Genomic DNA, 15950 nt, shown 5'->3' with positions numbered 1-15950 from the left:
GGCGCCAGCTTCTCCCTTCCGCGCGCTTCAATGCAAATCCACCTGGGTTCCGGTGCTCGCGCGCCGTGCGTTACCATCCCGCGCCATGGCGCCTCGAACGATGTTGGCCGAGCAGTCCACGCGAATCCTCCTGGCGGATTCCCGAGTGCAGGACGTCCAGGTGGTGGGCGAGGGCCGTTCCGCCGTGGCCTGGGTGGTTCCTCGCCGGGCCGTGGGCGCGGAGGTCCTGGACTCGCTCCTCCAGGAGCGTCTGGGTTCCGAGGCCCCACGGGTCGCGCTCATCGATGTCATTCCGTTCACGGCCTCGGGCTCGCCCGATATCGAGGCCCTCTCCCGGCTGACTCCCGTGTCGCCCTCGCTCCTCCAGGAACTCGAGGCTCGCTTGCTCCGGGAGGGTCGCGAGGCCGTGGCCCTCCGGGGTCCGAGGCCGCGCACCGAGGTCTTCGCGCCACTCGACGAGCTGCTGCCCGAGCCCCTGCTCCCGAAGGAGAGCGCGGTGGCCGATGCTCCGGTGCGTGCCTCCTCCGCGAACAGTGCTGGCTCGGGGCGTCCGGCCCTCGTCGATGGGGGCCCCCGGAGAAGCCCTCCCGGTGAGCCCTCCGTGCTCGGTGACGTGCTGCGGTTCGCCGCGGAGCGTCAGCCCGAGCGCACCGTCACGTTCATCGACACCGAGGGCCGCCGCGAGGCCGTCCGCTACGCCGACCTCTGGGCCGAGGTCCTTCAACTCCTGGGCGGGCTCGAGGCGCTGGGGCTCGGGGCCGGACAGCGCGTGATGCTCCTGCTGGAGCAGCCGGGTGAGTACATCCGCGCCTTCTGGGCCTGCCTCCTGGGCGGTCTGGTCCCGGTGCCCATGCCCTGGACGCCCTCCTTCGAGCGCTCTCATCCCGGTGTCGCCCGCATCCTGTCCACGTCGGAGCGTCTGGGCGGCCCGCTCGTGCTCACCGACTCGCGTGCCGCCTCGGCGCTTCAGGCCCATGGTCTGCGCACCGCCGCGTTCCAGTCCCTGGACCGGACGCGTCAGGGCCACCCCGTGACGCTGACGCCCGAGGCTCCCGCTCTGCTGTCCTTCACCTCCGGCAGCACCGGACGCCCCAAGGGAGTCGTCCTCGCGCACCAGAACCTGCTGGCCATGTGCGACGCCGTCATCGTCGGCGGCTGGTACACCGCCGAGGACACCGGCTTGAGCTGGATGCCCCTGGACCACGTCGCGGGCGTGGCCTTCGCTCACATCACCAGCGTGCGCACGCGGACCTCGCACACCCTCGTCGCGCGTGACTACGTCCTGGCCGACGTGCTGCGCTGGTTGGACCTCCTCTCCGAGCTCCGCGCCACCCAGAGCTGGGCCCCCAACTTCGCCTACGGCCTCGTCGCTGAACGGCTCGAGCGCGGCGAGCGCCATGCGTGGGATCTCTCGCGCCTGCGCGTGCTCGTCTGCGCGGGCGAGCCCCTCGTCGTGGACACGCTCCAGCGCTTCCTCGTGCCGCTCGCCCGGGAAGGGCTCCGGCAGGATGTCATCTGCCCGATGTGGGGCATGGCCGAGACCTCGTCGGCCTTCTTCGCCACGCGCGGAGTCCGCACCCTGGCTGGAGATCCTTTCGTCGTGCTCGGGCCCCCCGTGGCGGGCGCCGCCATGCGGATCGTCGATGAACAGGACGCGGTGGTGCAGGAGGGGACGATCGGTCATCTCCAGGTGCGAGGGGCCTCGGTGATGTCCGGGTATCTGGACGACGCCGCGCTCAACGCCCAGTCCTTCACGCCCGAGGGATGGTTCCGCACGGGGGATCTCGCCATCGTCCGCGACGGCGAGATGGCCATCGCCGGCCGCCAGAAGGAAGTCCTCATCATCAACGGGGCCAACGTCTACCCCCAGGAGATCGAAGCGGCGGTGGAGCAGGTGCCGGGGGTGCTGCCGTCGTTCGCCGTGGCCAGTCCCACGCGGGCGGCCGGCGCGCGCACGGATGAGCTCGTCGTCTTCTTCGTCCCCTCGCCGGAGGCGCCGCCTCTCGCGGAGTTGCTGCGCTCCATCCGCGAGCACGTGGGACGGACGCTCGGGTTGCAGATCGCTCACCTGATTCCTGTCTCCGAGCACCAGGTGCCCAAGACGGGTCTGGGCAAGCGCGGACGGACCGAGATGCGGGGCCGCTTCGAGTCGGGAGAGCTGTCCGCCGAGAGGCGTGAGGCGGAACGCGCGTTGGGCGGGCCGTCGACCCTGCCGCCCTGCCTGGCCGTTCCGCGCTGGGTGCCCCGGCCCCAGCTCACCGGGGCAGAGGCCGTGCCGTCCGGTCCGCTCCTGCTGATCGCCGGGGAGGGGTTCGCCGAGTCCTTCCGTTCCCATGCCGCTGGCCGGCGGGTGGTGCGGGTGGCGCCGGGCCCTGGTGAAGCGGTGGCGCGTGCGCTCGAAGCGGAGGGCGCTCGTGTCGAGGACATCGTGTACGTGGTGGGCCGGACGGAGGGGTCATCTGCTCTGGCTCGCGGCGCGCTGGCGGAGGTGGTGGCGCCGCTCCTGGCGCTGGTGCGGGCGTTGGCTCCGCATGCCGCCACCGCGCCCCTCCGGCTCCGGGTCGTGGTGCCCCTCTCCGAGAGCGTTCAGGCCGCGGGCGTGGCGTCCCTGATGGCTCCAGGCCTGCTCTGGTCGGCGATGGCGGAGACGCCCGGTCTGGAAGCCCGCATCGTCTGGGTGCCTCCCGTGGAAGAGCTGGCCGCCCGGTTCGTGGCCGAGGAGCTCCAGGGGCTGCGCCCCACGCGCGAGGTCCTCTGGCGCGAGGGGCAGCGCTCCGAGCGGGTCTTCACTCCCTGGGTTCCTTCGCGGCCCGGGAGCAACCCACGCTTGAAGCGGGAGGGGCTCTACCTCGTCACCGGTGCGCTCGGAGGGGTGGGGCAGCTCTGGGCGCGCTACCTGCGGCGGAGCCTCGGTGCCCGTCTGGTGCTCGTGGGCCGCCGCGAGCGGGATGCCGTGGCCGAGGCGTTGGAGCGCGAGCTCGGGGCCGCGGAATACGTTCAGGTGGACGTCACGGACGTGGCGAGGCTCCAACAGGTGCTGCGCGGTGCCGAGGCCCGTCATGGCCGCGCCTTCGACGGGGCCTTCCACTTCGCCAATACCCTGGAGTCCGCGCCTCTGGGCCGCCAGACGGCGGAGGAGCTCGTGGGGAGCGCGGCCGCGCAGGTGCTGGGCGCCGTGGCCCTCGCCGAGTCCTTCCGGGAGCGGCCGGAGGTGGTGCTCGTCTTCGCCTCCTCCCTCATGGGGACGCTCGGGGCCGGGCTGCACGCGGGCTACTGCGCCGCCTCCGGCTTCGTGGACCGTTTCGCTCAGGCGCTCGCGGCGGAGGGGCGGCGCGCAGTGGCGGTCTCGTTCAGCTCCATCCGTGCCACGGGGATGGCGCGCGGGCTGAAGGCGTCTCCTCCCGGCTACCGGATGCTCGAGCCCTCCCAGGCGCTGGCCACCCTCGTGCTCGCGGTGGAGTCCGGCGAGTCGCACGTCCTCGCGGGCGTGGAGGGCTCGGCTCCGCCCTGGCGCTCCGTGGGTCTGGGAGAGGGCGCGCCGCTCGAGCAGGCCCATCTCTTCGTGGCGCAGGGCGATGGCCCGCCTCTTCCGGGGCTCCCAGCCGCCGTGCTCCACCGGGTGCCCTCGCTCCCGCGCGGTCCCGACGGGAAGGTGGATCGCGAGGCGCTCGCCGCACGGGCCTCGGGCGGATCCGGTGACGCGCCCACGGGGCCGCTCGAGGAGGTCATCGTCGAGGCCTTCCGCGACGTGCTCGGCGTGGACGCGGTGGGGCGGGAGACGGACTTCTTCTCCCTCGGGGGCAGCTCGCTCCAGGCCACCCGGGTCATGGCGCGCATCAACGAGCGCACGGGCTTGCGGCTGCGCGAGGTGGCGCTGTTCGAGCACCCCTCGGTCTCCCGGCTGGCGGACCATCTGCGGCGCTCCGTGGACCTGAGCCAGCTGGACGTGTCCCAGCTCACCGATGCGCAGGTGGATCTGCTGCTGCACGCCCTGCATACCCCCTGAGGTGGGTGGCTTGTCTCGGGCGGGGGGAGTTCCCTAAAGTCCGGGTTCCCCCCACCAGCTCCACCCTGGGTCCGGGTCTCCCCCGAGGAGCCCGGACGAGGTGGTGCGCACGACAGCAGGAGTCCCCCGGTCATGCTGGTGTTGTTCGCGTTGCAGAGCGTGAAGGCCCGGCCCCACAGCTGGCTCGTGGGCCTTCTCGCCGCCGGTATGGCGTTGCTGCTCACGTTGGGCCTCTCGCTCGTGGCGAGCATCTATGACGGGACGCGGCGCAGCATGATCGAGAGCGGCGCCGGACACCTGCAGGTGTACCACTCCGCCTCGCCCGAGCCGCCCCAGATGATCATCGGCCCTGGTGGCGCTCCGCAGCTCACCCCCATCGCGGATTATCCCGCCACCGAGGTGCAGCTCCGCTCGGTCGAGGGCGTGCAGGAGGTCGTCCCCCTGGAGGTGGGGTTGGGCATGGTGTTCCGGGGCAACTACCTGGACGAGAAGCTCGCGGCGGCTCGCGCGGTGGTGCGGGAGCCCGCCTCCGAGGCCCGCGAGGCCCGGCTCAAGCGCATCGGGGAGGACCTGGCGCGCACGGTCCAGCGCATCTCCCACGACTCGCGCCGGCGCGAGGAGGCGTTCGCGAGCGGGGCGGAGGTGGAGGAGGATCGGCGCGCGCTGGAGGAAGCTGCCTCGGAGACCTTCTGGGCGCGGTTCTCCACCGAGCCCATTCCAGCCCTGGAGTTCCTCGAGAACCACGTGGCCAAGCAGGTGGGGGAGGGCGAGTCCATTGAAGTCGATCTGCTGGGCACGGACCTGCCCCTGTTCACGCGGGCCTTCCCGCGCTTCGAGCTGCTCTCGGGGCAGATGCCGCCTCCGGGGACGCGCGGCATCCTGCTGGGACAGGGGGCCTACGAGGAGAAGTTCAAGCTGCCCCTGGCCGCGCGGCTCGACGAGCTCCACCGCGAGCGCGAGCGGGGAGGAACCCTTGCCGAGGATGAGCGGCTGAGGACGCTGGTGACGCGCAACCTCACCGAGCTTCCGGATCTGCTGGCGCGGCTCGACGTGGAGCGGTCCACCGCGTTGCAGGGAGTGCTGGCCCGCGTGCTGGGACACCCGGGTGAGCTGGAGGCGCTGCTCACGGAGTTCCTGACGCTGGATGACGCCAACTTCGACGCGCGCTACGCGCTCTTCTATGCCGAGCTGGCCCCGCACCTGCCCATGTACCGCGTGCGGCCCGGGGACATGCTCGTCCTGAAGAAAATGGCTGACGACAGCCCCAATGTCCCGGTGCGGGTGTGGGGCACCTACCGGTTCCGCGGTCTCGGCGGAGACACCAGCCGGGTCAACGCCACGCACCTCGTGGACCTGGTCACCCTGCGCGCCCTGTCGGGCCGGCTCTCCCGGGCGCAGGTGGAGGAGGCGCGCGGGCTCGCGAAGACGCTCGGGTTCTCCGATGCACCGGAGCCGGCGTCGTCCACCTCGTTCGGCCGGCCGAGCATCGTCGACACGGAGGCCTCCAAGTCCGCCTGGGTGGCCCCCGTCTTCGAGCGGGTGGAGCACATTCCCTCCACCTTCACCGACGATGAGCTGAGGGGCGACAGCATCCTCCAGGCCGCTGTGGTGCTGAAGCCCGGTGCGTCACCCGAGGAGACCGCCGAGCGCATCCGCCAGCTCGCGGGCGAGCGGAAGCTGCCCTTGAGCACCGTGGGTTGGGAAGAGGTGGGCGGCTTCGTCAGCGGGGTGGTGGGGATGACGCAGGTGCTGCTGGTGGTGCTCGCGGCGCTGCTCGGCTTCTTCGTGCTGCTGGTGTCGGCGGGGACGCTGCTGCTGCTGGCGCGCGAGCGGGTGGGCGAGGTGGGCACCCTGCGCGCGGTGGGCATGCAGCGCCGGGAGGTGTTCCTCTCCCTGCTGCTCGAGGGGTTGTTGCTCGGGGCGGTGGGGAGCCTCGTGGGTATCGGGCTCGGGGCGGCCCTGCTGCTGTTCGGAGCGGGCGGAGGTATCCCCGTGCCCGACCCGTCCCTTCAATTCTTCCTCGGAGGCGCGGTGCTGACTCCGCAGCTGGAGGCGTGGCAGGTGCTGACGGTGGAGCTGTGCGTGGTGGTGTGGATGATGGGCGCAGCGCTGGTGCCCGCATGGCGCGGGAGCGCGGTGACTCCCCGGGTGGCCATGAGCCGGGCGGAGGGCTGACGGATGCTGGCGCTCCTGCACCTCGCCCTGCGCAACCTCTTCCTCCACCGGGAGCGGGGGCTGTTGCTGTTCTCCGTCATCGCCGGCTCCAGCGCGTTGCTGGTGGGGATGATGGCCCTGAAGACGGGCGTCGCTTCGGCCCAGCGTGAGGCGGTGACGACGCTGCTGAGCGGGGACGTCAACGTCGGCGGCTTCTTCAAGGCGCATCCCGACGCCATCTCCCCGGTGCTGGGGGACGCCCGCCCGGTGCGGGCCGTGGTGGAGCCGCTCCTCCCCGCCGGGTGCCAGTTGCGCGAGCGCGGCCGCGGCTCGGCCACCGCGAAGGCGGGCCTGCAGCGGACGCGCTCGTACCTGGTGGGCCTGGACGCCTCGCGCGAGCGGGACTCCCTGCGCCTCTTCAAGGTGAAGGAGGGCTCGCTCGAGGCGCTGGATGAGCCGCGCACGGTGGCGCTCTCCTCGCAGCTCGCCGCGCGGCTCCGGGTGAAGGTGGGCGACATGACGACGCTCTTCACCCGGACCCTGGGAGGCAAGCGCAACGCGCTCGATGCCGAGGTCGTCGCCATCACGGACAGGGCCGGGCTGATGGGGGAGACCGCGGGCATCCTCGTCTCCAACGCCACACTGCGCGAGCTGAACGGCTTCCGGCCCGAGGCCGTCGGGGTGCTCCAGCTCACGTGCGGCCGGGACACGGACGTGGACGCGCTGGCGAGCCACCTGCGCGAGTCGCTGCGCCAGGCGGGCTTCGAGGTGCTCCCGGCCCTGCACCAGGCCTTCGACGACAAGACGGGGCCGCTGCTGCGAGAGGGCTGGGCGGGCCAGCGGCTCGACGTCACCACCTGGGAGGACGAGGGAGCCTTCCTCTCCTTCGTGACGGACGGGCTCGCGGCCCTCACCGTGTTGGTGGGCCTGGTGGTGCTCGCGGTCGTCATCGTGGGCCTGTTCGTGTCCCTGAGCGTCGCCGTGCGCGAGCGGACCCGGGAGATCGGCATGCTGCGTGCCATGGGGATGCAGCGGCCCTCGGTGGTGGGGATGTTCGTCTTGGAGGGACTGTTGCTGGGCCTGACGGCCTCCACCACCGGCGTCTGTGTGGCCGCCGCCCTGTGCAAGGTGCTCCAGGGCTCCGTGGTCCTCCCCGAGGTCGTCTCCAGCCTGTTCTTCAGCGGCACGCTTCCGCTGGAGCTCCAGCCCGTGGAGGCCCTGTTCGCCGTGCTGCTCGTCACCCTGGCCGCGGGCGTGGCCTCCATCCTCCCCGCGGCTCGCGCCGCTGCCCTCGCTCCTCGTTCCGCCATGGAGTCCCTGTGATGAAACCGAGTGCCCTGCCGACATGCCTCGCCGTCATCCTCGCCGCGCTGCTCCCGTCCCTGGCCGGTGCCGCCGAGAAGGAGTCTCCCGAAGAGCTCCTGCGCCGCATCGACAAGCGGATGTCCTTCGCGAGTGACTACAAGGGCGCCGTGCGCATGAAGGAGACCCGGAAGGATGGCTCCGAGCGCGTGTCGGAGATGCTGGTGTACCGGCGCGACGCGTCCAGCAACCTGCTCTTCCTCATCACCAAGCCCCGGAACATGGCGGGAGGCGGCTACCTGCGCATCGGCAAGAACATGTGGGAGTACACCCCGGCCACCGGCCAGTGGGACCGGACCACCCAGCGCGCCAACATCGTCGGCACCATCGCGTGCGAGGGCGACTTCGACCGCTCGAAGCTCGCGGAGGATTACACCGCGAAGGACGAGGGCGTGGAGACCATCGAGGGCACGGCCTACCGCAAGCTGCTGCTGACGGCGAAGCCGGATGCCCAGGTGTCCTTCCCGCTGTACCGGCTCTGGGTGGATCCGGATGACAACATCGTGAAGCGCGTGGGGTACGCCCCCTCGGGCAAGGTGCTGCGCACGGACATCATCCGCGCCTACCAGCGGCTGAAGGATCCGGTGAGCGGGGAGCTCGTCTACCACTACAAGGAGGTGCTCGAGATGGAGGAGGAGGAGGGCACCCGGGTGGTGGTGAAGTACGAAGAGGTGGAGCTGGCACCGCTCGACCCCAACATCTTCACCAAGTCCTGGCTCGAGGGGCGTCTGCGGTAGACCGCGCGTCCGTCGGGGAGCCTCAGCCTTCGAGCCAGACCTCGACACGCCGGTTGCGCTCGCGGCCGGCCGGTTCCGTGTTGGGCGCCACGGGCATCTCCGCGCCGAAGCCCCGCACCTCCGCGGCATGGACGCCGCGCGCCGAGAGCTCCGTGCCCACCCGCCTGGCCCACTCCAGCGAGAGCTTGTGGCTGGCGGCCGGGTCCTCTCCCGCGTCGGAGAAGCCCAGCAGCAGCAGCCGCTTGCCAGAATGGCCCCGCAGGAAGAGCACCAGCCGCTCCAGGTCACGCTGGCCTCGTGAGTCCAGCGTGTCGCCGTCGGTGCGGAAGCGGAAGTCCAGGTTGAGCCGCCGGGCCCCCTTCACGAGCTGCCGGTACTTCGGCGAGCACCGGGTGCAGGCTTCCACCACCTGGGCCTCGACGGACAGGTCCACGAAGCCCTGCGCACGCACCACCTCCTGGCCCGCCGGGGACAGCGCGAAGCCCACCAGATTGGACATCAGCGGCACCCGGGTGCCCACCGGCGTGTAGAGGTACAGGCGGCGGGCGAGGGCGTAGCTCTCGGTGTTGACGGTGAAGGCCGAGGGGAACGTCGCGGAGGCCTCTCCACTGGCCACCGCCAGCGCCTTCGCGTTGCGCACGTAGGCCACGCCAATGAAGCCAATACCCGAGGGATCTCCCGCCACGTCATCCGACAGCTTGTTGCTGTCCTCATACCGCTTCGCACCACCGGGCAGCTTGTCCTTGTGGAGGACCAGGTTCTGGAAGGTGTCGAAGGTGCCGGATTTGTCGTCGCGCGCGTAGAGGCCGATGGGCCCCGCTGTGCCTCCTACCTCGGACCAGTCCTTGAGCCGGCCGGTGAAGATGCCGTGGAGCTGCCCCACCGTCAGCTCGCGCACGGGGTTGGCCGGGTGGACGATGACGGCGATGCCGTCGAGCGCCAGCACGTGTTCGCCGCCGGGCAGCCGTACATCCCCGAGGCCCGCGGCCTTCAGTTTCTCGGCCTCGTCGTCCTTCACCGGGCGGGAGGCCATGCCCAGGTCGCACGTATGCGCCGCCAGGCCCGTGAAGGCGGTGGCGCTGCCTTGCGCGTCGATGCGGATGAGCTGCGGCCGGGGTTGGCCCGCTACCTGGGCCGAGATGTAGAGCTGATCCGCCTGGAGGCCTGCCACGCGCGAAATCTGGCTGGCCCCCTTCTGCTTGAGGAAGGACTCCACCAGGGCAGGCATCAGCTCCGCGCCGATGGTGTTGGAGCCGCAGATGCGGAGCACCAGCTCGCCCGAGACCATGGGGTCCGGCCGTGCAGTGGGCTCGGCAGCGGGCGCGGGCGCGGCCACCGCCACTGCTGCTGGGGGCCTGCCACCGGAGTCACGCAGTCCCACCACCCCCGCGGCGCTGGCCAGCAGCACCAGCGTGAGGGCGGCCACGGTGAGGAGGACCCCCCGCTTTCTCGAGGCCCCAGGTGCCCGGGCAGGGGTGGTGGGCTCGGACTTGGGAATGGACGGGACGGTGTGGGCCTGGGCGCGCGAGAAGGGGTTGGTGGGCTGCTTGCGGCTGGCCGGGGTGACGAGGCTGGGCAGGGCGGGCGCAAGGGGCTCTGCCTCGACCGTCACGTCCAGGTCCAGGTCCTCGTCATGGGCCGAGCGCATCATCTGCTGGATGCGCTCCTCGACCTTGGCGCGCTCTTCGGAGAAGAGGGCTTGGAGGGTGCGGGCGATCTCGTCCCGGCGCGGTGCTCGCGGGCTCAGACCCTCGAGCGCGGCCTCCAGCTCCTCGCGGAACTGACCCGCGGTGGGGAAGCGCCGGGCCGGGTCCTTCTCCAGCGCGCGCGTGCAGATGGCCTCCAGCCGCGGGTCCAGGCCCGGCACGAGCGCCGACAGCGAGGGAATGGGCTCCTGCATCAGCTTTTGCAGCGTGGCCGCGGGGGTGTCGGCGTGCCATAGGCGCTGGCCGGCAAGCAGCTCCCAGAGCACCACGCCCATGGCGAAGATGTCGGCGCGCCGGTCCATGGGCTGCCCCAGCGCCTGTTCCGGTGCCATGTAGGCCACCTTGCCTTTGACGAGGCCCGCCTCCGTCACCTCGCTGGAGGAGAGCGCGGCCTTGGCGATGCCGAAGTCGACGAGCTTCACCTCGCCCTCGTAGGTGACGAAGAGGTTATGAGGGCTGACGTCGCGGTGGATGATGTGGAGCGGCGTGCCATCGAAGTCGCGCAGCTCATGGGCGTAGTGGAGTCCGGCGAGGGCGTCGGCGACGAGGCGGCCCCAGAAGGCGGGGCCGGGCCGGTCGGCCCTGTGGAGCGTCGCGCGGATGAGTTTGTCGAGCGGCTGGCCGTCCAGGTACTCCATGGCGATGAAGTGGCCCGCGGCGTTCTCGCCGACCTCCAGGGTCTGCACGACATTGGGGTGGTGGAGCCGAGCCGCCAGCCGCGCCTCGTCCAGCAACATGGCCACCATGGGGGCCTGGTCGGCCAGGTCCGAGCGCAGCTTCTTGATGACGACGAGCTTCTTGAAGCCGACCGGGCCGCGTGCGAGCGCGAGGTACACCTCGGCCATGCCGCCTCGTCCCAATGTGGCGAGCAGCAGGTACTTGCCGAGCTCCGCATGGGTGACAGGGAGGGCGGAGTTTCCAGGAGCCATGTGCTGGGTACGTAGACCTGTCAGGTTGCTTTGAAGTGGAGCCCGGGTGGCGGCTCTGCAACAACCCGCTCCCTGTAAGAGAGGACGGCCCGCACCACATCGGCGCGGACCGCCTTGGAGATGGGAACTACAGCTTGCCCAGCTCCTGGTCGAGGTCGATGACGATGAACTCCGTCTCCTCGGCCTTGCCCTCGCGGCGGCCGGCGCCGAAGGGGTAGTTGTTGTCATTGATGACGCCGATGTGCCGGCGGTCGAAGACGACCACGTCCTCGATGGTGGTGAAGGGGAAGGAGAAGGTCTCGCCCACGCCCAGGCCCTCCGAGCCGCTGGAGATGCCATTCGGGTCCGCGATCTTCATCAGGTCCACCGCGAGCCGCTTCTGCACGGGCTTTCCATTCTCCGTCAGCTTCACCTCGAAGATGGCCTTGTGGACGGCCTGATCGCGCTCGAAGCCGTCGCGCTCGATGACCAGCCCGTGCGTGTCGTCCACGAGGATGAAGTCACCGATGTTGGTGCCCTTCTCCTCGAGCACGTACTCGTACTTCACGCCGGTGTAGCGGCGGCTCTCGATGTCGAACTCGTGGATGAGCAGGGTCTTGTTCTTGCCCCCGACGAGCGTCTTCTCCAGCAGTGGCAGGAGCTTCTTTCCATCCGGGGTGAGGGCCATGCCTTCGAAGCCGCCACTGCCCAGCACGCGGAAGGTGAAGCCGGGCGCAGTGGAGCGGTAGGGCCAGGGCAATCCTCCGAGCCACGGCGTGGTGTGGTCACCCTCGGGCTGGAGGTTGGTGCCCTCGTCCGAGCCCGTGATGCTCGGGTCCGCGTACACCGGAGAGTCCCCGAAGAGGTAGACGGTGCGCAGCTGCGGGTACTTCTCCTGGACGTGGAGCAGCGAGCGGAAGTCGAAGCTCTGCACGTCCGCGCGCTCGGCCATGCCGTTGTCGAGGATGACCTTCACCACGGCTTCGGCGAAGGGGGCCGGGGCGAGGGTGCGCGCGGCATACGCGGCGCGCGGGTTGATCTTCGTCTCGATGTTGAAGCGCACGCGCTCGGCGTTCCTGGCGCGCTTCACCGCGTTGGGATGCGAGGCACCCGCGCCGCTCTTGTAGTACTCCGCGTAGAACTTCACGAAGTCGAAGAGGTTCTGCAGCGTGGGCTTGGTATACGCATCCGGCAGGCCCTTGTTCGCCGCGAAGGCCACGGACACGGGCGAGAGCGAACGGTCGTTCGACTGGGCCGGATAGGTCTGCACCGTGCGCCCCGGGTCCTTGTAGAGCAGCAGGTCGCAGATGAACTGGTTCTGGACCTGCGCCACGGTGAGGTCCTTGACCAGCACCTGGTCCGCCGTCGTGTAGGGCGTGCCATCGGCGCGGCGGCACTTGGCGGCCTCGATGCGCGGGTCGTGGTCGAGGACCGGGATGCCATCGGTGCTGATGCCGGTATCGGTCTCGAGCGTGGTCACCAGGTTGTCGAGCCCCGCCTCCATGGCCGGCAGGGTGTTCTCCGGGCGCAGGCCGCGGCTGCCGCGATGGCCCTGGGCGTCGAACTTCGTCCGGTCGATGAGGCCGTCCGCGTCGAGGAAGTCACCGGGCGTGCCGTCTCCGTTGGCGTCGAAGTCGCGCACGGCCTGGAAGAGGACATCCGACTGGTCGCTGATGATGCCGTCGACCTTGAGCGCGAGCAGGCCCTTCATCGCCGCCGGGTCGTTCACCGTCCAGGGAACGACGGGGTAGCCGGCGGAGTGCAGCGAGGCCACGTTGAAGATATCGCTGGTGGACGCCGCCACTCCCGAGCCCGCGGGCGGGGCCAGGCGGTTGGGCACACCGGTCGCGGCGTTGGCGTCATCGATCAGGGCGTACGCGGGCGAGAAGACGGGCGCCTTGCGGTTGCCGTGGGCGCGGGCGTGGGTGCGCACCGCGTTCATCACCCGGACGGCCGAGGCCTCCTCGCTGAACGGGTTCTGCGGCGCGCGCAACTGACGGCCCTCGTTCTCGAAGTCCGGCAGGGGAATGGGCGCCTCGAGCAACTTGCCGGTGTTGTCGGTGTGCAACAGGAAGGGGCCGAACTCGTCACCGAACCAGAAGGTGCCGTCCTGGGTGCGCTGCATGGACTCGATGTCGAAGTCCGCGCCGGTGAGGACCCGTTCGGCGGTGAAGTGGTTCGTGATGGCGAAGGGGACCTTCTTGTCCGGGTCGCGCAGCTCGAAGAACTTCTCCACGGCCAGGGAGCCGGAGCCACCCTGCTTCGACTTGAAGGAGGGCCGCACGGTGTACACGCGCAGGTGGAAGTCGGCCGAGTTCTCCATCGAGCCGTAGCCGTTGTCGCTCATCACCAGGTACGAGCCGTCCCGGTTGTCCAGCACCGCGGAGAAGCCCTGCACGGGCTGCTTCGCGAAGGGGATCTGGACGCCGTTCTTGTTGGTGCCGGAGAACTCGCCCGAGGCGGGGCCCTCGGCGAAGGTGTCGGCCGGGAGCACGGCGCGACCAAAGAGCTGGGGTTTCTCGGGGGGCGGCTCGGGCTCGGGCAGCCTGGGCTCGTTGTTGGCGCAGCTGGCGACGGAGACCAGCAGCCCCATCAGCAACCACCGCGAGGTGGCTGGGCGGAAGGAAGACGCGTGGGAGTTCATGCCCGCGGCGAGTACCGGACACGTATGGCGTCACCGTCGCGGGAAGGTGGAGTTTGCGTCACGTCGCCGCGCGCTTCAGAAGGACGTGCGGCTGCTCGAGCTGCGTTCGCCGGGCTTGCGGCCACCCCCACAGTCCCGTTATCGCGGAGGAATGACACCTTCGCTCATCCTGCTCGGAACGGGGTACACGCTCACGCGGCTCGCGATGGTGGAGGCCCGCTCGGGCCGCGAGGTGCTGGCCGTCACCCGTGACTCCGCGCGCCGTGAACAATTGGAGCGTGCGGGGGCCCGTGTCGCCTCACTGGAGGAGGCGCTGGAGAGCACTGCGGGAGCCGAGGTGGTCGTGTCCATTCCCCCTGACGCCGGGCTGGACTCGCGCATCACCGAAGCCCTGGCCCGGCATCCTCCCGCGCGACTGGTGTATCTGTCCTCCACCGGCGTCTACGGCGGCGCGCGGGGTTTCGTGGACGAGGACTCGCAGGTGGACATGTCCTCGCCCACGGCGCGTGGCCGCTTCGACTCGGAGTCGCCCTATCGGGCGCTGGGGGCGGTGGTGCTGCGCATCGCTGGAATCTACGGTCCGGGGCGCGGCACGCACACGCGGCTGCTGGCCGGCACGCTCCGGCTGCCAGAGGGCGGGGGCGGGCGCATCTCCCGCGTGCACGTGGACGATCTGGTGGAGGCCATCCGCGTGGCGCTCGCCTTGGGCGTGCCCGGAGCCAGTTACTGCGTGGCGGACGATCGCCCGGCCCCGCAACGGGAGACGGTGGGCTGGCTGTGCGAGCGTCTGGGTCTGCCGCTGCCGCCCACGGTGCCGCTGGAGAGCCTTCACGAGTCGCTGCGCGGGGACCGGGCGGTGTCCAATGCCCGGCTCAAGGCACTGGGTTGGAGGCTCCGCTACCCGGACTTCGTGGCGGGCTTCACCGCGGTGCTGGAGGCCGAGGGCCTCGTGGCGGCATCGGGAGGCATCACGATTCGCCGCATCCTCCCCGAGGAGGTCGAGGCCTTCTGGGCGCTGCGGCTGCGGGCCCTGAGGGAGCACCCGGAGGCGTTCGGCGCCTCGCTCGAGGAGGACGCGGCGCGGCCGCTGGACGTGGTGCGTGCGCGGCTGGGGAACGTGGGGGTGCAGGTGGTGCTGGGCGCCTTCGAGGGCTCGAGGCTGGTGGGCATGGTGGGGCTGCGGCGCGAGGAGAGCCGGAAACAGGCGCACAAGGCCATGGTGTGGGGGATGTACGTGGCGCAAGAGGTCCGCTCGCGCGGCGTGGGCCGGCGGCTGATGGCGGCCGTCATCGAGGAGGCCCGGAAGATGGAGGGGGTCGAGCGGCTGATGCTGGCGACGGTGGCGCACAACCCTCAGGCGCGGGGTCTCTATCTGTCGTTGGGGTTCCAGAGCTATGGCGTGGAGCCGAAGGCCCTGAAGATTGGCGAGACGTATGTCGATGAGGAATTGATGTTCCTCTCGTTGTGAGCGCCCGCGTCGGGCCCAGCTGAGTCCCCAGGCCCGACGCTCCATCCCTGCTGCGCTACGCCGCGATGGCCACCGGCAGGGTGGCGATGTATCCCGCCGTGTTGCTGCCCGTGATGCTCGCCATCTGGAGGGACGTTCCGTCCTTGAACACCATGTCCGTGGCGAAGCTGACCTTGGTGAGGTTGGTCGCGCTCGTGGCGTACCCGGTGGCGGCGTACGCCGTCTTGCACACGTCCAGCGGGAAGGCGAGCTGCGAGGTCTTGATCTTGTTGGCGGCCGAGGTGGCCTTCGCGAGGCTGGGGTAGATCTCGAAATGAATGTGAGGCACTCGTCCGGCGTAACAACCGGGGAAGATGGTCGTGAAGGTCGCCACCCCGTTGCTGTCCGTCGCCTGCACGCCGCGCAGATAGTTCTGGGCGGGAAGGTCATACATCGAGTACTTGCCGTCCCGGTCGCAATGCCAGACATAGATGGCGTAGCCCGACAGGGGATTGCAGCTCTGCGTGCTGCTGACCAGGGTGAGCTTGAGCGTGAGCACGATACCCGCCGCGGTGCCGGTCGCACTGCCGATGCTCGAGCGGATGTCACTGCGCACGATGCCCGACAGCGAGAGCGCGTTGGGCCCGTTGGAACCATCACCCGGGTACGGCCCCTGGGTCTCCTCGGGAATTGTCGAGCAGTTCGCCAGCTCGTCGGTGCCGGTGCCATCGGCGCCGATGCCGAGTCCCTCGGCGCCGACGCCGCAACCCGCCAGGAACGTGGCGCCGGCCATCCACTGCAGGATTTGTCTGCGGTCCTGTCGCAACGCCAGGATTTTCAGATCGTGCTCAAGGCCCTTGTCGTGACTGTGGTTATCGCCGCTCATGTCGCCTCCCTTGGGGATGCGGGCAAAAGTAGGGGGCTTTCCTTAAGAACCTCTTAAGCCGAAAAATAAGTTAATCCATCATTTCTGTAAAAATATGCAA

Annotated in this window: 8 protein-coding genes; 5 read left to right on the top strand and 3 right to left on the bottom strand. The window is 70.1% G+C overall.

Annotated elements, in window-relative coordinates; translation table 11 throughout:
- The first annotated feature begins 85 nt into the window (after positions 1–85).
- The 4 genes from DAT35_RS34240 to DAT35_RS34225 all read left to right on the top strand — a co-directional run bounded on the left by DAT35_RS34240 (position 86) and on the right by DAT35_RS34225 (position 8259).
- On the top strand, positions 86–4006 hold the full coding sequence (locus DAT35_RS34240) for an SDR family NAD(P)-dependent oxidoreductase (RefSeq protein WP_233261890.1): 3921 nt from the start codon (positions 86–88) through the stop codon (positions 4004–4006).
- Between the two features lie 132 nt (positions 4007–4138).
- Positions 4139–6181 carry an FtsX-like permease family protein gene (locus DAT35_RS34235; RefSeq protein WP_108073141.1) on the top strand — a complete coding sequence of 681 codons (2043 nt, stop codon included), beginning with the start codon at positions 4139–4141 and terminating at the stop codon, positions 6179–6181.
- Positions 6182–6184: 3 nt separating this feature from the next.
- Positions 6185–7483: an ABC transporter permease gene (locus DAT35_RS34230; protein ID WP_108073139.1), complete on the top strand. Its 1299-nt coding sequence runs from the start codon at positions 6185–6187 to the stop codon at positions 7481–7483.
- Positions 7483–8259, top strand: coding sequence for an outer membrane lipoprotein-sorting protein (locus DAT35_RS34225; protein WP_108073135.1), 777 nt, complete (start codon positions 7483–7485; stop codon positions 8257–8259). The genes DAT35_RS34230 and DAT35_RS34225 overlap by 1 nt, the downstream gene beginning before the upstream one ends.
- A gap of 22 nt (positions 8260–8281) precedes the next feature.
- On the opposite strand, the gene DAT35_RS34220 is transcribed toward DAT35_RS34225, so the two are convergent.
- A complete protein-coding gene (locus tag DAT35_RS34220; RefSeq protein ID WP_158502022.1) occupies positions 8282–10894 on the bottom strand; it encodes a substrate-binding domain-containing protein in 2613 nt (870 codons plus the stop codon).
- 127 nt (positions 10895–11021) lie between these two features.
- A complete protein-coding gene (locus DAT35_RS34215; RefSeq protein WP_108073126.1) occupies positions 11022–13517 on the bottom strand; it encodes an esterase-like activity of phytase family protein in 2496 nt (831 codons plus the stop codon).
- A gap of 151 nt (positions 13518–13668) precedes the next feature.
- On the opposite strand from DAT35_RS34215, the gene DAT35_RS34210 reads away from it, so the two are divergent.
- Positions 13669–14985 carry a GNAT family N-acetyltransferase gene (locus DAT35_RS34210; protein ID WP_108073123.1) on the top strand — a complete coding sequence of 439 codons (1317 nt, stop codon included), beginning with the start codon at positions 13669–13671 and terminating at the stop codon, positions 14983–14985.
- A gap of 55 nt (positions 14986–15040) precedes the next feature.
- Here DAT35_RS34210 and DAT35_RS34205 read toward each other — a convergent pair whose 3' ends face one another.
- Positions 15041–15850 (bottom strand): intradiol ring-cleavage dioxygenase, encoded by an 810-nt coding sequence (locus DAT35_RS34205; RefSeq protein WP_108073120.1) that lies wholly within the window; start codon positions 15848–15850, stop codon positions 15041–15043.
- Between the last annotated feature and the right edge of the window lie 100 nt (positions 15851–15950).

It is taken from the genome of Vitiosangium sp. GDMCC 1.1324 (genome assembly GCF_003044305.1).
GTDB lineage: Bacteria > Myxococcota > Myxococcia > Myxococcales > Myxococcaceae > Archangium.
This window is presented reverse-complemented; position numbering and strand designations above follow the sequence as displayed.